This window comes from Janibacter sp. HTCC2649, from assembly GCF_000152705.1.
Classification (GTDB): Bacteria; Actinomycetota; Actinomycetes; order Actinomycetales; family Dermatophilaceae; genus Knoellia.
In genome coordinates, this window is record NZ_CH672413.1 from 3,854,747 (window position 1) to 3,869,419 (window position 14,673).

The 14,673-nt window shown below is 66.2% G+C and carries 14 protein-coding genes; 10 read left to right on the plus strand and 4 right to left on the minus strand.

Going from position 1 to position 14,673, the window contains the following annotated elements; all coding sequences use genetic code 11:
• Window positions 1-88: 88 nt before the first annotated feature.
• The gene (locus JNB_RS18410; RefSeq protein ID WP_009778041.1) at window positions 89-1,111 is read right to left on the minus strand and encodes a DUF6081 family protein; all 1,023 of its coding nucleotides are present in this window, start codon (window positions 1,109-1,111) and stop codon (window positions 89-91) included.
• 340 nt (window positions 1,112-1,451) lie between these two features.
• On the opposite strand from JNB_RS18410, the gene JNB_RS18415 reads away from it, so the two are divergent.
• A complete protein-coding gene (locus tag JNB_RS18415) occupies window positions 1,452-1,784 on the plus strand; it encodes a DUF1294 domain-containing protein (protein ID WP_009778042.1) in 333 nt (110 codons plus the stop codon).
• Window positions 1,785-1,901: 117 nt separating this feature from the next.
• Window positions 1,902-2,147 (plus strand): hypothetical protein, encoded by a 246-nt coding sequence (locus JNB_RS18420; RefSeq protein ID WP_009778043.1) that lies wholly within the window; start codon window positions 1,902-1,904, stop codon window positions 2,145-2,147.
• 228 nt (window positions 2,148-2,375) lie between these two features.
• Here the strand turns inward: JNB_RS18420 and JNB_RS18425 are convergent, their stop codons facing one another.
• The 3 genes from JNB_RS18425 to JNB_RS20730 form a co-directional block, all read right to left on the minus strand.
• On the minus strand, window positions 2,376-4,586 hold the full coding sequence (locus tag JNB_RS18425; RefSeq protein WP_148232514.1) for a spermidine synthase: 2,211 nt from the start codon (window positions 4,584-4,586) through the stop codon (window positions 2,376-2,378).
• Between the two features lie 120 nt (window positions 4,587-4,706).
• Entirely contained in the window at window positions 4,707-6,176 is a 1,470-nt protein-coding gene (locus tag JNB_RS18430; RefSeq protein WP_009778045.1) for a hypothetical protein, read from the minus strand.
• Window positions 6,173-6,796, minus strand: a complete 624-nt coding sequence (locus JNB_RS20730; protein WP_009778046.1) for an isoprenylcysteine carboxylmethyltransferase family protein — start codon at window positions 6,794-6,796, stop codon at window positions 6,173-6,175. The genes JNB_RS18430 and JNB_RS20730 overlap by 4 nt, the downstream gene beginning before the upstream one ends.
• 377 nt (window positions 6,797-7,173) lie before the next feature.
• Here JNB_RS20730 and JNB_RS21070 point away from each other — a divergent pair, with 377 nt between their 5' ends.
• The 8 genes from JNB_RS21070 (at window position 7,174) to JNB_RS18470 (ending at window position 14,672) form a co-directional block, all read left to right on the plus strand.
• The gene (locus JNB_RS21070) at window positions 7,174-7,338 is read left to right on the plus strand and encodes a Flp family type IVb pilin (RefSeq protein WP_009778047.1); all 165 of its coding nucleotides are present in this window, start codon (window positions 7,174-7,176) and stop codon (window positions 7,336-7,338) included.
• A 38-nt stretch (window positions 7,339-7,376) separates the two neighbouring features.
• Window positions 7,377-7,547: a Flp family type IVb pilin gene (locus JNB_RS18440; RefSeq protein ID WP_009778048.1), complete on the plus strand. Its 171-nt coding sequence runs from the start codon at window positions 7,377-7,379 to the stop codon at window positions 7,545-7,547.
• Window positions 7,548-7,659: 112 nt separating this feature from the next.
• A complete protein-coding gene (locus JNB_RS20735; RefSeq protein ID WP_158306155.1) occupies window positions 7,660-8,079 on the plus strand; it encodes a TadE/TadG family type IV pilus assembly protein in 420 nt (139 codons plus the stop codon).
• Entirely contained in the window at window positions 8,076-9,323 is a 1,248-nt protein-coding gene (locus JNB_RS18450; protein WP_009778050.1) for a pilus assembly protein TadG-related protein, read from the plus strand. The genes JNB_RS20735 and JNB_RS18450 overlap by 4 nt, the downstream gene beginning before the upstream one ends.
• A gap of 36 nt (window positions 9,324-9,359) precedes the next feature.
• On the plus strand, window positions 9,360-10,187 hold the full coding sequence (locus JNB_RS18455) for an RcpC/CpaB family pilus assembly protein (protein ID WP_040883977.1): 828 nt from the start codon (window positions 9,360-9,362) through the stop codon (window positions 10,185-10,187).
• On the plus strand, window positions 10,184-11,350 hold the full coding sequence (locus JNB_RS18460; protein WP_009778052.1) for an AAA family ATPase: 1,167 nt from the start codon (window positions 10,184-10,186) through the stop codon (window positions 11,348-11,350). Before JNB_RS18455 ends, JNB_RS18460 begins: the two co-directional genes overlap by 4 nt.
• The gene (locus tag JNB_RS18465; protein ID WP_009778053.1) at window positions 11,347-12,711 is read left to right on the plus strand and encodes a CpaF family protein; all 1,365 of its coding nucleotides are present in this window, start codon (window positions 11,347-11,349) and stop codon (window positions 12,709-12,711) included. The genes JNB_RS18460 and JNB_RS18465 overlap by 4 nt, the downstream gene beginning before the upstream one ends.
• The gene (locus JNB_RS18470) at window positions 12,708-14,672 is read left to right on the plus strand and encodes a type II secretion system F family protein (protein WP_009778054.1); all 1,965 of its coding nucleotides are present in this window, start codon (window positions 12,708-12,710) and stop codon (window positions 14,670-14,672) included. The genes JNB_RS18465 and JNB_RS18470 overlap by 4 nt, the downstream gene beginning before the upstream one ends.
• Window position 14,673 lies beyond the last annotated feature (1 nt).

Consider the following 14,673-nt stretch of genomic DNA (forward strand, 5'->3'; position numbering starts at 1 on the left):
GCTCACCAGACAAACCACAAGGCCGGGTATGCCGGGAACGCGAGTTCCCGGCATACCCGGCCTCTGTTTTGGGTCGACGTGCGCGGGCTCAGCCGCGGTCGTCGATGGTGACGACCATGTCGTCGAAGCTGGCCGCAGCCCCTTGCCCGAAGAGGCGCTGCGACATCGGCACCGAGACGCTGTGCTCGGGTGCGTCAGGGTGCTGGAAGGGGAAGGCGTCGAGCAGGCTGAACAGGCCATGGCCGATGGCCACGGAGTCGACCTCTTCGCGCAGATCCTCGCCGACACCGAGCGAGGGGTAGATGCCGGTGAAGGGCATCTTCTGGACATCGAGCGGGACACCGACCTTGCCCACGCGGGCGACCCGCTTGCCGTCGATGGTGTAGTCGACGTGTGATGACCCGGCGTTGCGCGAGAAGGTGATCGACACCCGGTGCGGACCCTGGTCGACCGGGATCTCCTTGATGATCTGGGTGTACATCGTGTCGCGGGTACCGCCGTCAGGGGAGCCGATGACCGTCGCCGGAAGCCGCTCGATAAGAGCGAAAGCCGTTGTGCCGGAGACGAACCAGTCGAAGAGCTGGCCGGTGCGGAAGTCGATCATGTGCAGGGTTGCTCCGGCTTGCTGGCCCTCGAGAGCGAGGGCTTGCCACGGCTTGGCGTCGGCGGCGCAGGCTGGGTCATCGGCGCAACCGGGCGGCCCGTAGACGCCATGGATGACGCGGCCGGCCGGGTCGGTGCCCACGGTGTCGGCGTCGATGGTCAGGGAGAACGTGACCGAACCCTTGTCCGGAACGGTGAAGACCTGGCGACTGACGCCGAGGTACTTGATGTGGTCGAAAACGCTGAAGTCCGCCCCGGTTCGGAAGGGGAGGGCAGAGGCACGGAACGTGGAGCCGTCGTGGGTGCGCGTTCCGCCAGCGGCCATCTCGCCGGGACCGTATGGGTTGTCCCACTTGGCGGCGTAGTCGCTCTCCGAACCGTCGAAGGTGTCGTAGACCGTCGTGGTGACCGACGGTTTGCTCGCCTCCGCAGGGCTGGCGGCAAGGGTTGCGGGAAGCCCCGCGATGACCAGGACGGTGGCGGCGAGACGGTGACGACGAACAGGCATCAGGACTCCCTCTTGACGTGCGCGGAGGTGGACAGGTGACGGGTGCGGGCTACTGATGTTCTCGACGGGCCCGCGTGGAGACAATGGCCCGAGCGGGCCATGCTCGGCCGCGAGGATGCATGGCGTCCCTTCGCACGGCTGGGTCACCGGGGGTCGCTCCGTCAAAATGGGGCCATGGCGTCGAAACTGGACAAGAGCGCGGTGCTCCTCAGGGGCATCGTGCAAGCACGTCGGGCCCGCCGCAACGCGTCGACAGACGGAGCCTGAGCCGGTGACGTCGTCGAACGTCCGGGCTGCGCGACGAAAGAAGGTTCGAGGCGGACGGAACCGGGGGACTTTCTTGGCGGTCATCACCGCGGCAGTGTTCTTCGGCGTCTTGGTGGGCCTGCTGCCGTTGGGTCAGGTGCCCGGGTGGCTGCTGGCTGCCTACGCTCTGTTCAGCGCAGTGGCGTTCGGGATGTATGGCGCCGACAAGTCCGCAGCCGTCCGGGGTGCCTGGCGCACCTCGGAGACCACCCTTCACACGATCGTTCTTCTGGGTGGCTGGCCGGGCGCACTGGTCGCGCGGCAGGTCTTCCGTCACAAGACCACCAAGCAGCCATTCCGCACCATCCTGTGGTGCACCGTCGTCGCCAACTGCGGGGCCCTTGCGTGGTTCGCCTCTCAGCGGTGAGTGGGAGACGGCGCGTCCCCCACCACCTGGCTGCGAGCGGGGTCGTTCCCCGGATTCCTTGAATCTCGGTTCCCAGGGCGGTGCCACCTCTAGCGTTGACTCCGTGCGCAGAGCATCGTGGGTGACTCGTTGAACTACGACAGGCCGGGATGGTTCTACGTCGGCAATGGGACCTTCCGCTACTGGGACGGCGACATCTGGACGGATGAGTATCGCGACGGTGACGACCCTGCTCCGCCTGCACCGGAGTATTCGGGCCCCAAGCATGAGTCCGGCAAGCGGCGTGAGTTGCCCCTCTGGCTCGTGGCGTTTGCAGTCGTCCTCATCGTGACGGCGGCAGCCATCGCCATCCTCATCCGATAGGCGTCATACGCGGGAGGCTGTCGGGGCGCTATTGGCTGCGCCACCTTGTGGAACGCGACGTCCGCCCGAACGGTGCGGTCTGCGCGGCTGAGCGCAAGCTCTGAAGTGCCGGTGGTTGTCCTACATCGGCAACGTGACCGTGCGGTACTTGTGCGGGTTGATCTGGACCCGACGGGTTCCGCGACGCGCTGGCCCCTTTTGGTGTGCCCCGGCCGTCCTTCTCTGGGTCTAGTCGATCACTGATATGACGGACGAGTAGTCGTCGGTCCATGTCACCTGACGGTCCATCGACAGGGGTTGCCATCCGGTCGCAGAGTCGAGGCCACCGGCAGCCGCAGCGTTGGGAGCGAGGAGGACCCAGCGGCTTGACTGCTCCTCGCCGGGCGCGGCTCCCTCCCTGATCCACGCGTGCCAACCGAGCTCTTCGGCCGCCGCGGCGGCTACGGGCGCCAGGTCGAAGACCCGGCTGCTGAGATGCATGGCGATCGCCCCATCTGCGGTCACGTGGCTGGCGTACACCCTCATGGCTTCGCTGGTGAGGAGGTGCACCGGCACTGAGTCGGAGTTGAAGGCGTCGAGGACAAGCAGGTCGAATCGCTCCTCGGGTTCCTGGGCGACCATGAGCCGCCCGTCGCCCACCACCACGTCTACCTCGCCCGGGGCGTCATGGAGATAGGTGAAGTACCTCGTGTCCGCGGCGATTTCGGCGATGATGGGGTCGATCTCGTAGAACCGGATGTGTGGCACCTGAGGGCTGTACGCGGCAATGGCGCCGGCCCCGAGGCCTATAACGCCCATCTGTTGGGGCTTCACGTACGTGAGGATGTCTGAGAATGGGCCGCCCGGCGCGTAGTAGGTAGTGGGCGTCCGTCGGTCTGCCTCACTCGTGTGCTGGGTGCCGTGAATGGTCGTGCCATGGGCGAACCGGTGAAGGCCCGGCGACTCCAGCACTCGATAGCTCCCGTAGAAGGTGCGCTCCGTCACCAGTGCTCCCGAGGCTTGAGCCACCGGGACAGCCACGGCTGCGACGAGGAGTGCCACGAACAGGTGGACTGGCGTCCTCAGCGTGAGCCATCCCACCGTCGCGAGCGCGAAGGCCGAGAGAATGACCAGTGCAGCCAGGTCGGTCGAGACCAGTCGCAGCGCCGCCACGGCCACGGCGACCACGCTGATCGCCAGAACGCCAGCGACTGCCCTCAGGGCGTCGGCCTTCGTCGGACTCCATTTGGAGGCGAGGTTGACGGCGAGCAATGGGATGAGGGCGATGGTCAGGAGGTACTCCCACACGCCGTTGAAGGTCAAGGGAGCAACTATCCCGTTGAGGAGACCTCCCAATGCGCCGCCGACCGAGATGGTGAGGTAGTAGGTGGTCAACTGCTCGGCGGGCGGGCGCAGGACGGCGAGCCGGACATGAGCCGCGTAGCCCACCAAACCGACCGACACGACGATGGCGATCACTACGGGTACGACGGACAAGACCAAACCGAAACTCGAGAAAACTCCGGTGGCGATGGCTACAACCACGCCCGCCCAGATCCAACCGACCGGAAGCAACCTCGACCGCCTTGCGAATGCCGCCACGAAGGAGAGTAGGTAGGCAGCCAGGGGGAGGACCCACAGGAGCGGGATCGGTGCGACATCGGTGGTCAGGTGCGCGGTGGAGGCGATCATCATGCTGGAGGGCACGAACGCCAAGAACGTCCAAAGCAGAAGGGTCTTTGCGTGGGGTCGTGTCGCAGCCCGCGAGTGCGCCTCCTGGTGCACGGGGGCAGTGGACTTGCTTGGGCGCATGACCGCGGCACAGGTTGCCATGAAGGCAAGGAACAGCACAAAAGCCCCAGACCAAGCCATGCGCTGCTGGGACAGGGGCAGGGTGGGCTCGATGAAGAATGGGTAGGCGAGCAGCCCAATGAAGCTACCGAGATTGCTTGCGGCAAAGAGGAAGTAGGGGTCATCTGCTCGGGGACCTCCTGACCAGGCGTACCAGCGCTGCATCAGGGGCCCGGTCGCCGACAGGACCAGGAACGGGAGCCCAACCATCAGCGTGAGTACCCGGAGAAGCCACAGGATGGGCGAACTCGCGCCGGGGGCGGCATCGATGGGAAGGGCGATCGGCAAGGCCACGAGGGGCAGCAGGAGGACCAGGACGTGCAGACGAGGCTGCCACCGAGCGCCCAGCCAGTGAGTCGTGACGTGTGCGTAGACGTATCCGAGCAGCAAGAGCAGCTGGAAGAAGAGGGAGCTGGTGCTCCACACGGTGGCCGATCCACCAAACGAGGGCAACGTCAGTTTGGCGGCCATGGGCTGCACCATGAACAGAAGTGCAGCGCCGAGGAAAACTGTCACGGTGAAGAGGGCTGCGACTGCTCGTCCGCGACGTGGCACCGGTCCCGGCGTGGCGACACCGTGCAGGCCGGAATCAGCCGTCATCTCTGTCATGGAACCCCTTTCGGACTGAGGAGCCTATTGATCCTTTTGGTGGCTCTGGGGCAGAACCGGTGGAATGTTCGTGGTTTCCGGCTGAGGCGCTACGAGGTCGCGGCCGCAGAGTGACGCATGTCAGGCGGGAACCCACAGGCTGAGCCCGGCTGTTGTGCTGACCTTCATCCACGCGTTGCCGCCCGCTCCATCAGCGGTGACTGAAGGAGCCGACGGTGACACCAAGGCACAGGTTGCCCCTTCAGGCACGACAACCCCATCGGTCGCGAGCAGGCGTCTCCGAGCTTCCGCGTAGGCAGCGGACCCGTAAACCTCGGTGCGCATGTCGACCCACACCTTCACATCGGGACGGAGCAGGAGAACGGCGCCTGCGGTGTCAGGGTCGGCGAAGAGCCGACAACCTCGGGGGAGTGACCTGGCGATCTCCTCCTCCTGTGGCTGCCCGGGGTCGATGGCCTGGACGAGGGCGAGTGGCATGAGCACGACCAGGGCGCCCACCATGATCGGCCGCCAGTAGTCGGCTGTGAGGCGAGTGCGCACGAAGGGGCTGCGGCGGGGACTGGCACGCCACCGGATAGTCGCCGCTGAGAGCCGGGCAGCAAGCACTGGGAGGAGGGTGAGAGCGGCAACTCCCAGGAATCGGATCGCGACCATGCCGGCGCTGGCTGCGGCAAGGCTGATACCGACGAGGATGACTTCCAGCGCCCAGCAACCGCGCTCGAGGGAGCCTGGAGCGCCGCTGCGGTGTCGAAAGAGCCACTGGGCGGTGACGGCGCCGAGTGCCAGAACGATCAGGGCGATTGGGAGCCAGCGGAGACGAAGGCCGGCCGTGAAGGGGGACAGCCACTCGACAATCTGGCCGTCCGATGCGGAACTCACGTCGAGCAGCAGCTGCCAGACAGACAATCCGTAGGGGCCGAGGGTGCTGCCCGCAGCCAGAGCCATGCCGGCCGCTGCGGCGAGGCCGACCCGCCATCGGTCGACGCCGGACAAGAGTGCGAGGAGGGGCAATGCGGCGGCCACACCAAGCGAGGTCACCGACCAAGACACGTGGAGCCACGCACCGAACCAGCCGAGGGCTGCGGCCACCAGGGCGGCGCCGACTACTGTCCACCAGGCCCGGGGAAGCGTCCGGGTGACGAGGGTGTGGCCTAGGGCCAGAGAGACAAGGAGCAGTGCCTGCACCACGATGGTCGCCCGGGGCGAGACCATGGGCAAAGCGAGGATGGCAGTGAAGACCGTTGCGGCCAGGGTGGGCAGTGGGCGGGCACCGAGTCGTCGGGCGACGACAACGGCGACGCCGAAGTAGGCGAGCATGCCCGCGGCGCCGACCAGGGCGATCCCTGCGACGCCGAGCCCCTGATGACCGAGGCCGAGTGCGCTGTTCCAGAGCGGGGACGTCGGACGGAAGAGTCCTCCAGGCTGCGCCCAGCTCCACGAGTCGGGCCTGGACATCGGCGTCCCAGCGGACCGCTCGATCCCGTCCCTTGCCTGCCAGTAGGGGTCACGTTCGGTCATCCGTGCGGCTCGGAGGACGACAAGGGCGAGGATCCAGCCGCCGAGAAGGTTCCAGTCCCAGCGTCCTCTCACGAGAATCCGCGGGTGCGGGCTGCGTAGGCCGAGTAGCCCTCGACCTGCTCGTGGAGGAGTGCTTCCTCCCATCGCGCACGGAGGACCTGCAGGACGGCGAGCACGAGCACGACAGCCCACCCCCACCCGCCACCGTTCACGATGGCCAGACCAATTGCGCTGATGTACTCGAACACGTACAACGGGTGACGGAAGAACCGGTACGGACCGCTGGAAGCAAGCTGACGTGACTGAGGCACCACGCTGATGTTCGTTCGCAGGTGCAGCAGCGCCCAGACCGACAGTGTGATGCCGACGGCCACGAATGCCGAACCGACCGCAACGACAGCCTGCCCGGCGCCGCCCGGTGCGACCAGGGGGATCACGAACCCAGAGAACGTGGCAATTCCCGCCACGACCCCTCGTCCGAGGTGCCCGTCTGTGCGCGTCGGGGCAGCTCGCCGGAGGTACATCACGGTGAGGACGGTGTAGAACGCGAGCGCTGCGACCGTGCTCACGACCTGCAGTGGCGTGTGCCCCTTATCCGGGTCGAGCAGGCTCATCGTGTTGAGAATGACCAGGGCCACGCAGAACGGTACGAACACTAGGCGTCCCAGGTCGATCTGACGAAGACCGTGCATGCCGTGAAGTATGTCGTCCCCAATGTAGGTGGGAGGGCTGCTTGGCAAAAATGGACTACATGGCGTAACTATCTGGGCGGGATGCAGCAGATTCTGCCGCCCCTGATGACTATAGACATCAGGGCCATAAAGGTGTAAAGGGCCAAGTCTAACGACGCCGCTGATCGTGCTCAGCGAAGCGATTCTGGACCGTTTTTACCACAGACGCACGCGGTATGTCTGGTTTTGTAAGAGCCATATTAGTCATCTCTTCTAGCCATAATGACTAACTATCTTTGACTAGTTCGGGCCATGTCCGAAATCTTCATTTGCGGAGGAAGATCATCGCCGGGTCGACGTCGTCGGCCGTACTACCGTCCACCCACAAGGGGAATGCAATGTCGAAGACTCTCATCAAGTTCCACCAGCGCCTCAACGAGAAGGGCGCCACGATGGTGGAGTACGGCCTGATGGTCGCTCTCGTCGCCGTCGTCGTCGGGGTTGCGGCGGCCCTCCTCGGCAAGAACATCTCGACGATGTTCGCCGGCCTGACGTTCCCCTGACCCGCCCCCTGCCAAGCAGCTCGAAGAACGGACGCCTCATGTCTGAGCAGATCATGCGACTGCGGAAGCGGATTGCCTCCGAGGTTGGCGCGACGATGGTCGAGTACGGCCTGATGGTCGCCCTCGTCGCCGTCGTGGTGGGCGTCGCGGCGGCCCTCCTCGGCAAGAACATCTCGACGATGTTCGACTCCATCGCCACGTCCATCTGACCGGTCAGCGCTGCGGGTCGGCGGCCCGTCGGGCTGCCGACCTCGCGGTGTCACAGGCAGGTGAGACCTGCACGTTTCGTCGTTTTCAATGTCGTCAAAGGGGGTTCGGCTCATGCGTGGTCGCCGCGAGCGTGGCGCAGCGATGGTCGAGTTTGCCCTCCTGCTGCCCCTCCTCCTCCTTGTGCTCTTTGGCCTCATCGACATGGGCCGCATGTTCCTCGTCCAGTCCATGGTCACGAACGGGGCTCGTGAGGGCGCCCGGATGGCAGCGCTCGGCTACACCGACAGCGAGATCGCTGCTCGTGCCAACGCTTCGATGCCAGGACTCGACGGCGTGTCCTCTGGGACCCACACCATCACGTCCACGGCGGTATGCCCCGCAGCTCTCACCGCGACCTCGCAGAGGAGCGTGACGGTCACGGTCAGCGGCTTCCACTGGGTAGCTCTGGGCGCCATCAGCGGATTGTTTCCGGGCGGCGGCATCACGGCTCCCACCCCGAGGGCAACGTCGTCGATGAGGTGCATGGGATGACCACGAACAAAGCTCAGAGTTTCCGACGACGCGAGGAGCGGGGCGCGGTCGGCGTTCTCGTCGCAGTCCTCTTTGGTGCCTTCGTTGTGACCGGCCTGTTGGCCTGGTCGGTCGACGCTGGCCAGATCATCCTTGAGCGACGGCAGACCCAGTCTGCGGCCGACGCAGCGGCATTGGCTCTGGCGCAGAGCTGCGCCAAGAGCAACTGCAACATCGATGCGGACGGACTTCCGGCACTGGCCAGCGCCAACACCATCAACAATGGCGCGCGCACGCACCCGATCGAGCGTCAGTGCAAGTCCAACGGGTCGATCGTTGGCACCTTGCCTGTGTGTACCTCTTCCCCGAGCGTCGGCGCCCTGCGGGAGTGCCCACCCGTGCCGAGCGGATTGACAGCCCTGCCGTACGTCGAGGTCCGTGTCCGGGCGAACGAGGGTGGCCAACCCCTCATCCCCAACCCGTTCACCAAGGCCAATGACACCGGTCCCGACACGAGCAACGTGATTTCGTGTGCTCGTGCCGCGTGGGGGAAGCCCTCCGCCGCGGCGTTCACGTCCCCCATCACCATCTCCACCTGTGAATGGGACAAGTTCTCCAGCGGAGGGACGTCCTACTACCCGCCCCCCACTGGGGCCTGGCCCGGGTACGGCGGGGCGGGGCAGTCCCCCTTCCCGCTGGCGGCCACCACTCCGAATACGCCGGGTCGTGAGCTCATGATCACGCTCCACGACCCAGGCGACGGTGAATGCCCGGCGACGCCCAGCGGTGGCGACGCTCCCGGCGGTTTTGGCTATCTGAACACGACAGGTACCTGTAGCACGACGGCAACTTCCACCAACGGCGTGGACTACTGGGCAGGGATCGACACAGGGGCTTCCCTTCCGAACGCATGCAAGGTCCCCATGGCCAACATCCATGACAACGGACCGACGATCGATCTGCCCGTGTTCGACTGCATCGTCAACAACGGGTCAGGCGCCGTGACCCCTGCCATGGATTGCAATTCAGGCAACGGTGCCAACGCCAAATATCACTTGGCCGGCGTGGCTCGATTCTTCTTGAGCGGTTATTCGCTCCCTGGCGGCACCAAGAACAGTTGGGTCACCGGGAACCCCCCCTGCAGCGGCTCCGTGAAATGCATCTCTGGATGGTTCGTCAGCGGTGTGCTCGCCAACCCCACCGGCGGCGTCGTTCCGCCGGGGGGCCTGAACTACGGGCTCTCCGTCATTGTTTCGGCCGGCTGATGCCGGTCCGGTCCACCAAGAAAGGCATCTGACTCCATGGGTCGTCGTGTTATTGCCCTTGCCGCTGCCGTCGTGCTCGCCCTGGCCGGCGCGGTTCTCGTGCTGCTGTACGCCCAGGGGGCCGACAAGCGCGCGCTCGAGGGTCAGCAGCCCCAGACGGTCTACGTGTCGGAGAAGGTTGTCCCCGCCGGCACGACGCTCAAGGACGCAGAGCGCAGCGGTCTCATCACACGCACTCAAGTGGCCAGCAAGGCCAAGCCCGCGGGAGCGCTCGCCGGAATCACGTCCGACAACAGCTCGTTCGTCGCGCGCGCGGACTTGCCGCCCGGCCAGGTTGTGCTCAGTGCGGCCTTCGGCTCGGAACGGTTGGGGCAGAAGGCCATCGGAGTGAAATCGGGCATGGTCGCGGTCTCGGTGAGCCTCGAGGACCCAAACCGGGTGGGGGCGTTCGTGACCGCCGGAAGCACGATCACGATCTACGACACCTATGAACTCAAGAAGCTCGGCACCGACGAGGCGACGGCCCAGTACAACGATTTGAGCGTCAAGGGAACGAGCGTCCTGCTCACCAAGGTCTCGGTCATCGGCATTGGTACGACCAGCCTGTCGGCTCCTGTGGCGACCGAGCAGGCCGAAAAGGACAAGGGGGCCGCGCCCACGACCTCGACCCCGGTGCAGAGTTACCTCGTCACCGTCGAGCTGACACCCGCGGACTCGGTCAAACTCGTACACGCGATCCAGCACGGAGCGAATCCGCAGAACAACCCGGCCAAGCACATCTACTTCGCGCTCGAGGGTCCGGACACAACGGTGCCTCCGAACCTGTCGACCGACGACTTCGGCTATCACGGGATCGTGAAATGACGATTTTGTGGGACAACGAGCCGGGGGCTCAGGACCGTTACCACTTCGCCCTTGGGGAGGTGCTCCTCCTCGGCTCGGCGCCACTGGTCCACCGGGCGCTCGATGACGACCCGCACGCGGACCTCGTCGTCATCGGCGCGCAGGTGAACATCGACGAGGCGTCGTTGCTCGTGGAGTCCGTGCGTGCCGAACGCCCCGCGGTGGGCTTCATCCTGCTGCGCCACCGGCTCGACGTCACGACGATGGGGCAGGCCCTGCGTAGTGGGTTCCGCGAGGTCATCGCCTCTGACGACGCCCCGGCGCTCTCGGACGCGGTCCGACGCAGCCGAGACCTCACAGCCAAACTCGCCGGCCACCACGGGGGGACCGCCGTCCCTCAGGGGCGGATCGTCACCGTTTTCTCGGCCAAGGGCGGTGTCGGCAAGACCACGATGTCGACCAACTTGGCGACCCACTTGGCCCTCTGCGGCCTGCGGACCCTCTTGGTCGACCTCGACCTCTCGTTCGGTGACGTCGCGATCAGCATGCAGCTGATCCCGACGAGCTCGGTGCACGACGCCGTCGCGATGCACGGCCACCTGGACGCCGAGGGTCTGGCTCAACTGGTGACGCACCACCAGGCGAGCGGTCTCGACGTCGTCGCCGCACCCACCGACCCCTCGCTCGCGGACCGGATCAGCGCACCGGTCGTCACCGAGCTTCTCAGGGTGGCAGCAGGGGCTTACGACTACGTCATCGTCGACACACCTCCGTCGTTCACGGAGCACGTGCTCGCGGCCTGCGACGTGAGCAGCCTGCTCGTCCTCATCGCCACCCTCGACATCCCAGCAGTCAAGAACCTCAAGCTCGCCCTAGAGACTCTCGACGCCCTCGGCAGCCCTCGCGACTCCCGCGTCATCGTCCTCAACCGCGCGGACGTCAAGGTTGGGCTGCGACCCGAGGACGTCGTCCAGGCGATCGGAGCACCCATCGCCGTGAGCGTGCCGGCCAGCACGTCGGTCCCGGCCTCCGTGAACCGTGGAGTCCCGCTCGTCCTCGAGTCCCCACGCGACCCCGTGAGTGTCGCCCTTCGTGAGATCGCCGACACCCACATCCGTGGCCGCTTCGGTGGCCCGGTCGAAGAACCCCACCGCCGCAGCCTCTTCAGCAGGAGAAGTCGATGAGCCTTGCCGACCGTCTCGACACCGTTCGCCGCGCGCACGAGCCGATCGTGCCCGCGCGGGCAGGGGACCAGCCCCAGACCCGTCGGGTTGATCCCTTCACGGAGGTCAAGGAGCGCGTGCACCAGGGCCTCATCGACTCGCTCGGACCTCGGCTCTACGACCCACACCTCAAGGAGAGCGAACTCGCCAGCCAGGTGCGGCAGACCCTCCAAGAGGTCATTGACGCCGAGCAGAAGCCCCTGTCCCTTTCGGACCGCACCCGGATCGCGCAGGAGGTCTCGGACGAGATCCTTGGGCACGGCCCCTTGGAGCCCCTGCTGCGTGACCCCGAGGTCACCGAGATCATGGTCAACGGCGCGAACAGCATCTTCATCGAGCGCGCGGGCAAGATCTACCCCACCGCTGCCCGGTTCACCGACGAGACGCACCTCCGCCGGATCATCGACCGAATCGTGGGGCGCATCGGTCGACGCGTCGACGAGGCCAGTCCGCTGGTGGACGCCCGACTGCCCGATGGTTCGCGCGTCAACGTCGTGGTCGCACCGATCGCGCTCGACGGCGCCATCCTCACGATCCGCAAGTTCGCCGCAGATCCATTTACCGACAAGGACCTCGTGTCCTTCGGCACGTTCACGCCCCCGGTCCGTGACTTCCTGTGGGCCTGCGTCCGAGGGCGTCGCAACATCATCATCTCGGGCGGCACGGGCTCCGGGAAGACGACGACCCTCAACGTCATGTCGTCGTTCCTGCCCGGGGACGAGCGCATCATCACCATCGAGGACGCGGCCGAACTCCAGCTGCACCAGCAGCACGTCCTGCGCATGGAGTCGCGCCCGGCCAACATCGAGGGCTCCGGCATGGTGACCATTCGCGACCTCGTGCGCAACGCCCTCCGCATGCGCCCCGACCGCATCGTCGTCGGTGAGGTCCGAGACGGCGCCGCCCTCGACATGCTGCAGGCCATGAACACCGGCCACGACGGCTCGATCACGACCGTGCACGCAAACACGTCTCGCGACTCACTGTCGCGTCTGGAGACGATGGTGCTCATGTCCGGGGTTGACCTACCGGTGCGCGCGATCCGCGAGCAGGTCGCTGGCGCTATCGACCTCATCATCCAGCAGGCCCGTCTCAAGGACGGCACCCGGAGGATCGTGCAGATCACCGAGGTCGTGGGCATGGAGGGCGACATCATCACTCTCCAGGACCTCTTCGCGTTCGACTTCGCCGCAGGCCGCGACGAGAACGGCCGCTTTCTGGGCGAGCTGCGCAGCACCGGAATCCGCCCGAAGTTCACCGCGGACCTCCACGACCTCGGGGTCGAGTTGCCCATCCAACTCTTCGCCCCGCCGATGCGATGAGCCCGCGCACGCTCCTGCGACCGCTGCTGTCCGTCGTGCTGACAGCGATGGCGGTCCTGTGTGTGCCAATATCGGCGACCGCGGCCGACCCCATCCCAGGCTCCATCGGCGGCATCAAGGTGACGACAGACCGGGTCACAGGCGTGCTCACCCTCCGCCCCGGGGAGGAGATCGTCTCGATCGACCCGGGCATGATCGCCACGCTCGACGGCCGACCCTCGCCGGTGACATCCAAGCCCGCCACACGCGCCCAACGCACCACCGTGCTGCTCATCGACACCAGCGGTTCCATGGGTCGTTCCGGCATGGCGACAGTGCGCACCGCGGTCAAGGACTTCTTGGCCTCGGCGCCGAAGGACGTGAGGATCGGCGTCGTCTCGTTCGGGAACACGGCCGGGCCCGAGATCGCGCCGACCACCGCCCGCGCGGCCGTTCAGGCTGTCGTCGACGACCTCCGTGCCGACGGCAACACCGCATTGTTCAGCGGAGTCACGCAGGCCGTGAGGATGCTCGGCTCCACGGGGGACCGCAGCATCGTCCTGCTCAGCGATGGCAAGAACACCGTGGGTGACCGCGCCTCGGGCCTGGCGGCTGCGGGAAAGGCGCTCACCGCCTCCCAGGTCCGGGTGGAGGTGGTCCGGTTCACGACGGGGGAGAACGATCCCGAGGCCTTGGCCGCGTTTGCGAAGGCGGGCGGCGGATCCGTGGTCCAAGCCACCGACGCCGAGGGAGTGCGCACTGCATTCCAGACAGCAGCCAAGGTCCTCGAGTCGCAGGTCCAGTTCGACATCACACGGCCGCCGGGTATGACCGGCTCCGTGCCGGTCGTGGTGCAGGGGACCGCCACGGGCCGTCCCTTCTCCATCAAATCCACAGTCGATCTCGGCGAGGTCGGCACTCCCGCACCGTCATCCAGCGAGTCGGTCGTCGTGGTCCCGGAGGCTGGGGTCGGGCCAGCCACGCTCACGCGCGTCGAAACAGGGATGAGCAAGTCCCTCATAGCGGCGCTCATCGCACTCTTCGTGGGCGCCCTCACGCTGGTCATCGCGGTCCTCGACCCCTTCCGGTCCAAACGGCACGACCGCGTCGCACAGGTCGAGCACTACACACTGGGTGAAGCGTCCCGGCTGCCTCGCAAGGCCGAGGCCAACGCTTCCGTGGTGGCGCAGTCCGCTGTGCGGATGGGGGAGCGGGTCATGGCGGGTCGCGAGACCACGAGCCGCACCATGGCACTCATCCAGCGTGCCGACCTCCCGTTGAGGGCCGGGGAATGGTTCGTTCTGCGCGTGGTGGCCATCGTCGTGGGGGGAGCGCTGACCCCGGTCGTGCTCGCCATGCCGTGGTGGTTCACCGTTCCCATTGGCATTGCCCTGGGCTACTTCCTGCCCGCCGCGGTGCTGCGAATGCTTGCCGGCCGCCGGGCAAAGAAGTTCGAGCAGATGCTCCCCGACATCCTCATGCTCGTGGCCACGACGCTCGCCAGCGGGTTCAGCCTCACCCAGGCGCTCGACGCGGTCGCTCGCGACTCCGCCCAGCCTGCAGGCAAGGAGTTCTCGCGGACGCTCGCCGAGACGCGCATCGGCGCCGACGTCTCGGACGCCCTCGAGAACATGTCGGTCCGCATGGACAGCGAGGCCATGCGTTGGACAACGATGGCCATTCGGATCCAGCGCGACGTCGGTGGCAACCTCGCGGACACTCTTCGCACCACCGCCCACACCCTGCGCGAGCGTGAGTCGCTCAAGCGTCAGGTCAACTCGCTGTCGGCCGAGGGTCGTCTGTCGGCCTACATCCTTCTCGGGCTCCCCATCCTGCTCTTCGTCTACATGGCGTGGAGCAACCCGGCCTACACGTCCCTGCTCTGGACCAGGACCGTGGGCATCCTCATGCTGCTGGGAAGTGGCGTCAGCATGGTCATCGGAACACTGTGGATGCGCAAAGTCATCCAGATCGAGGTCTGAG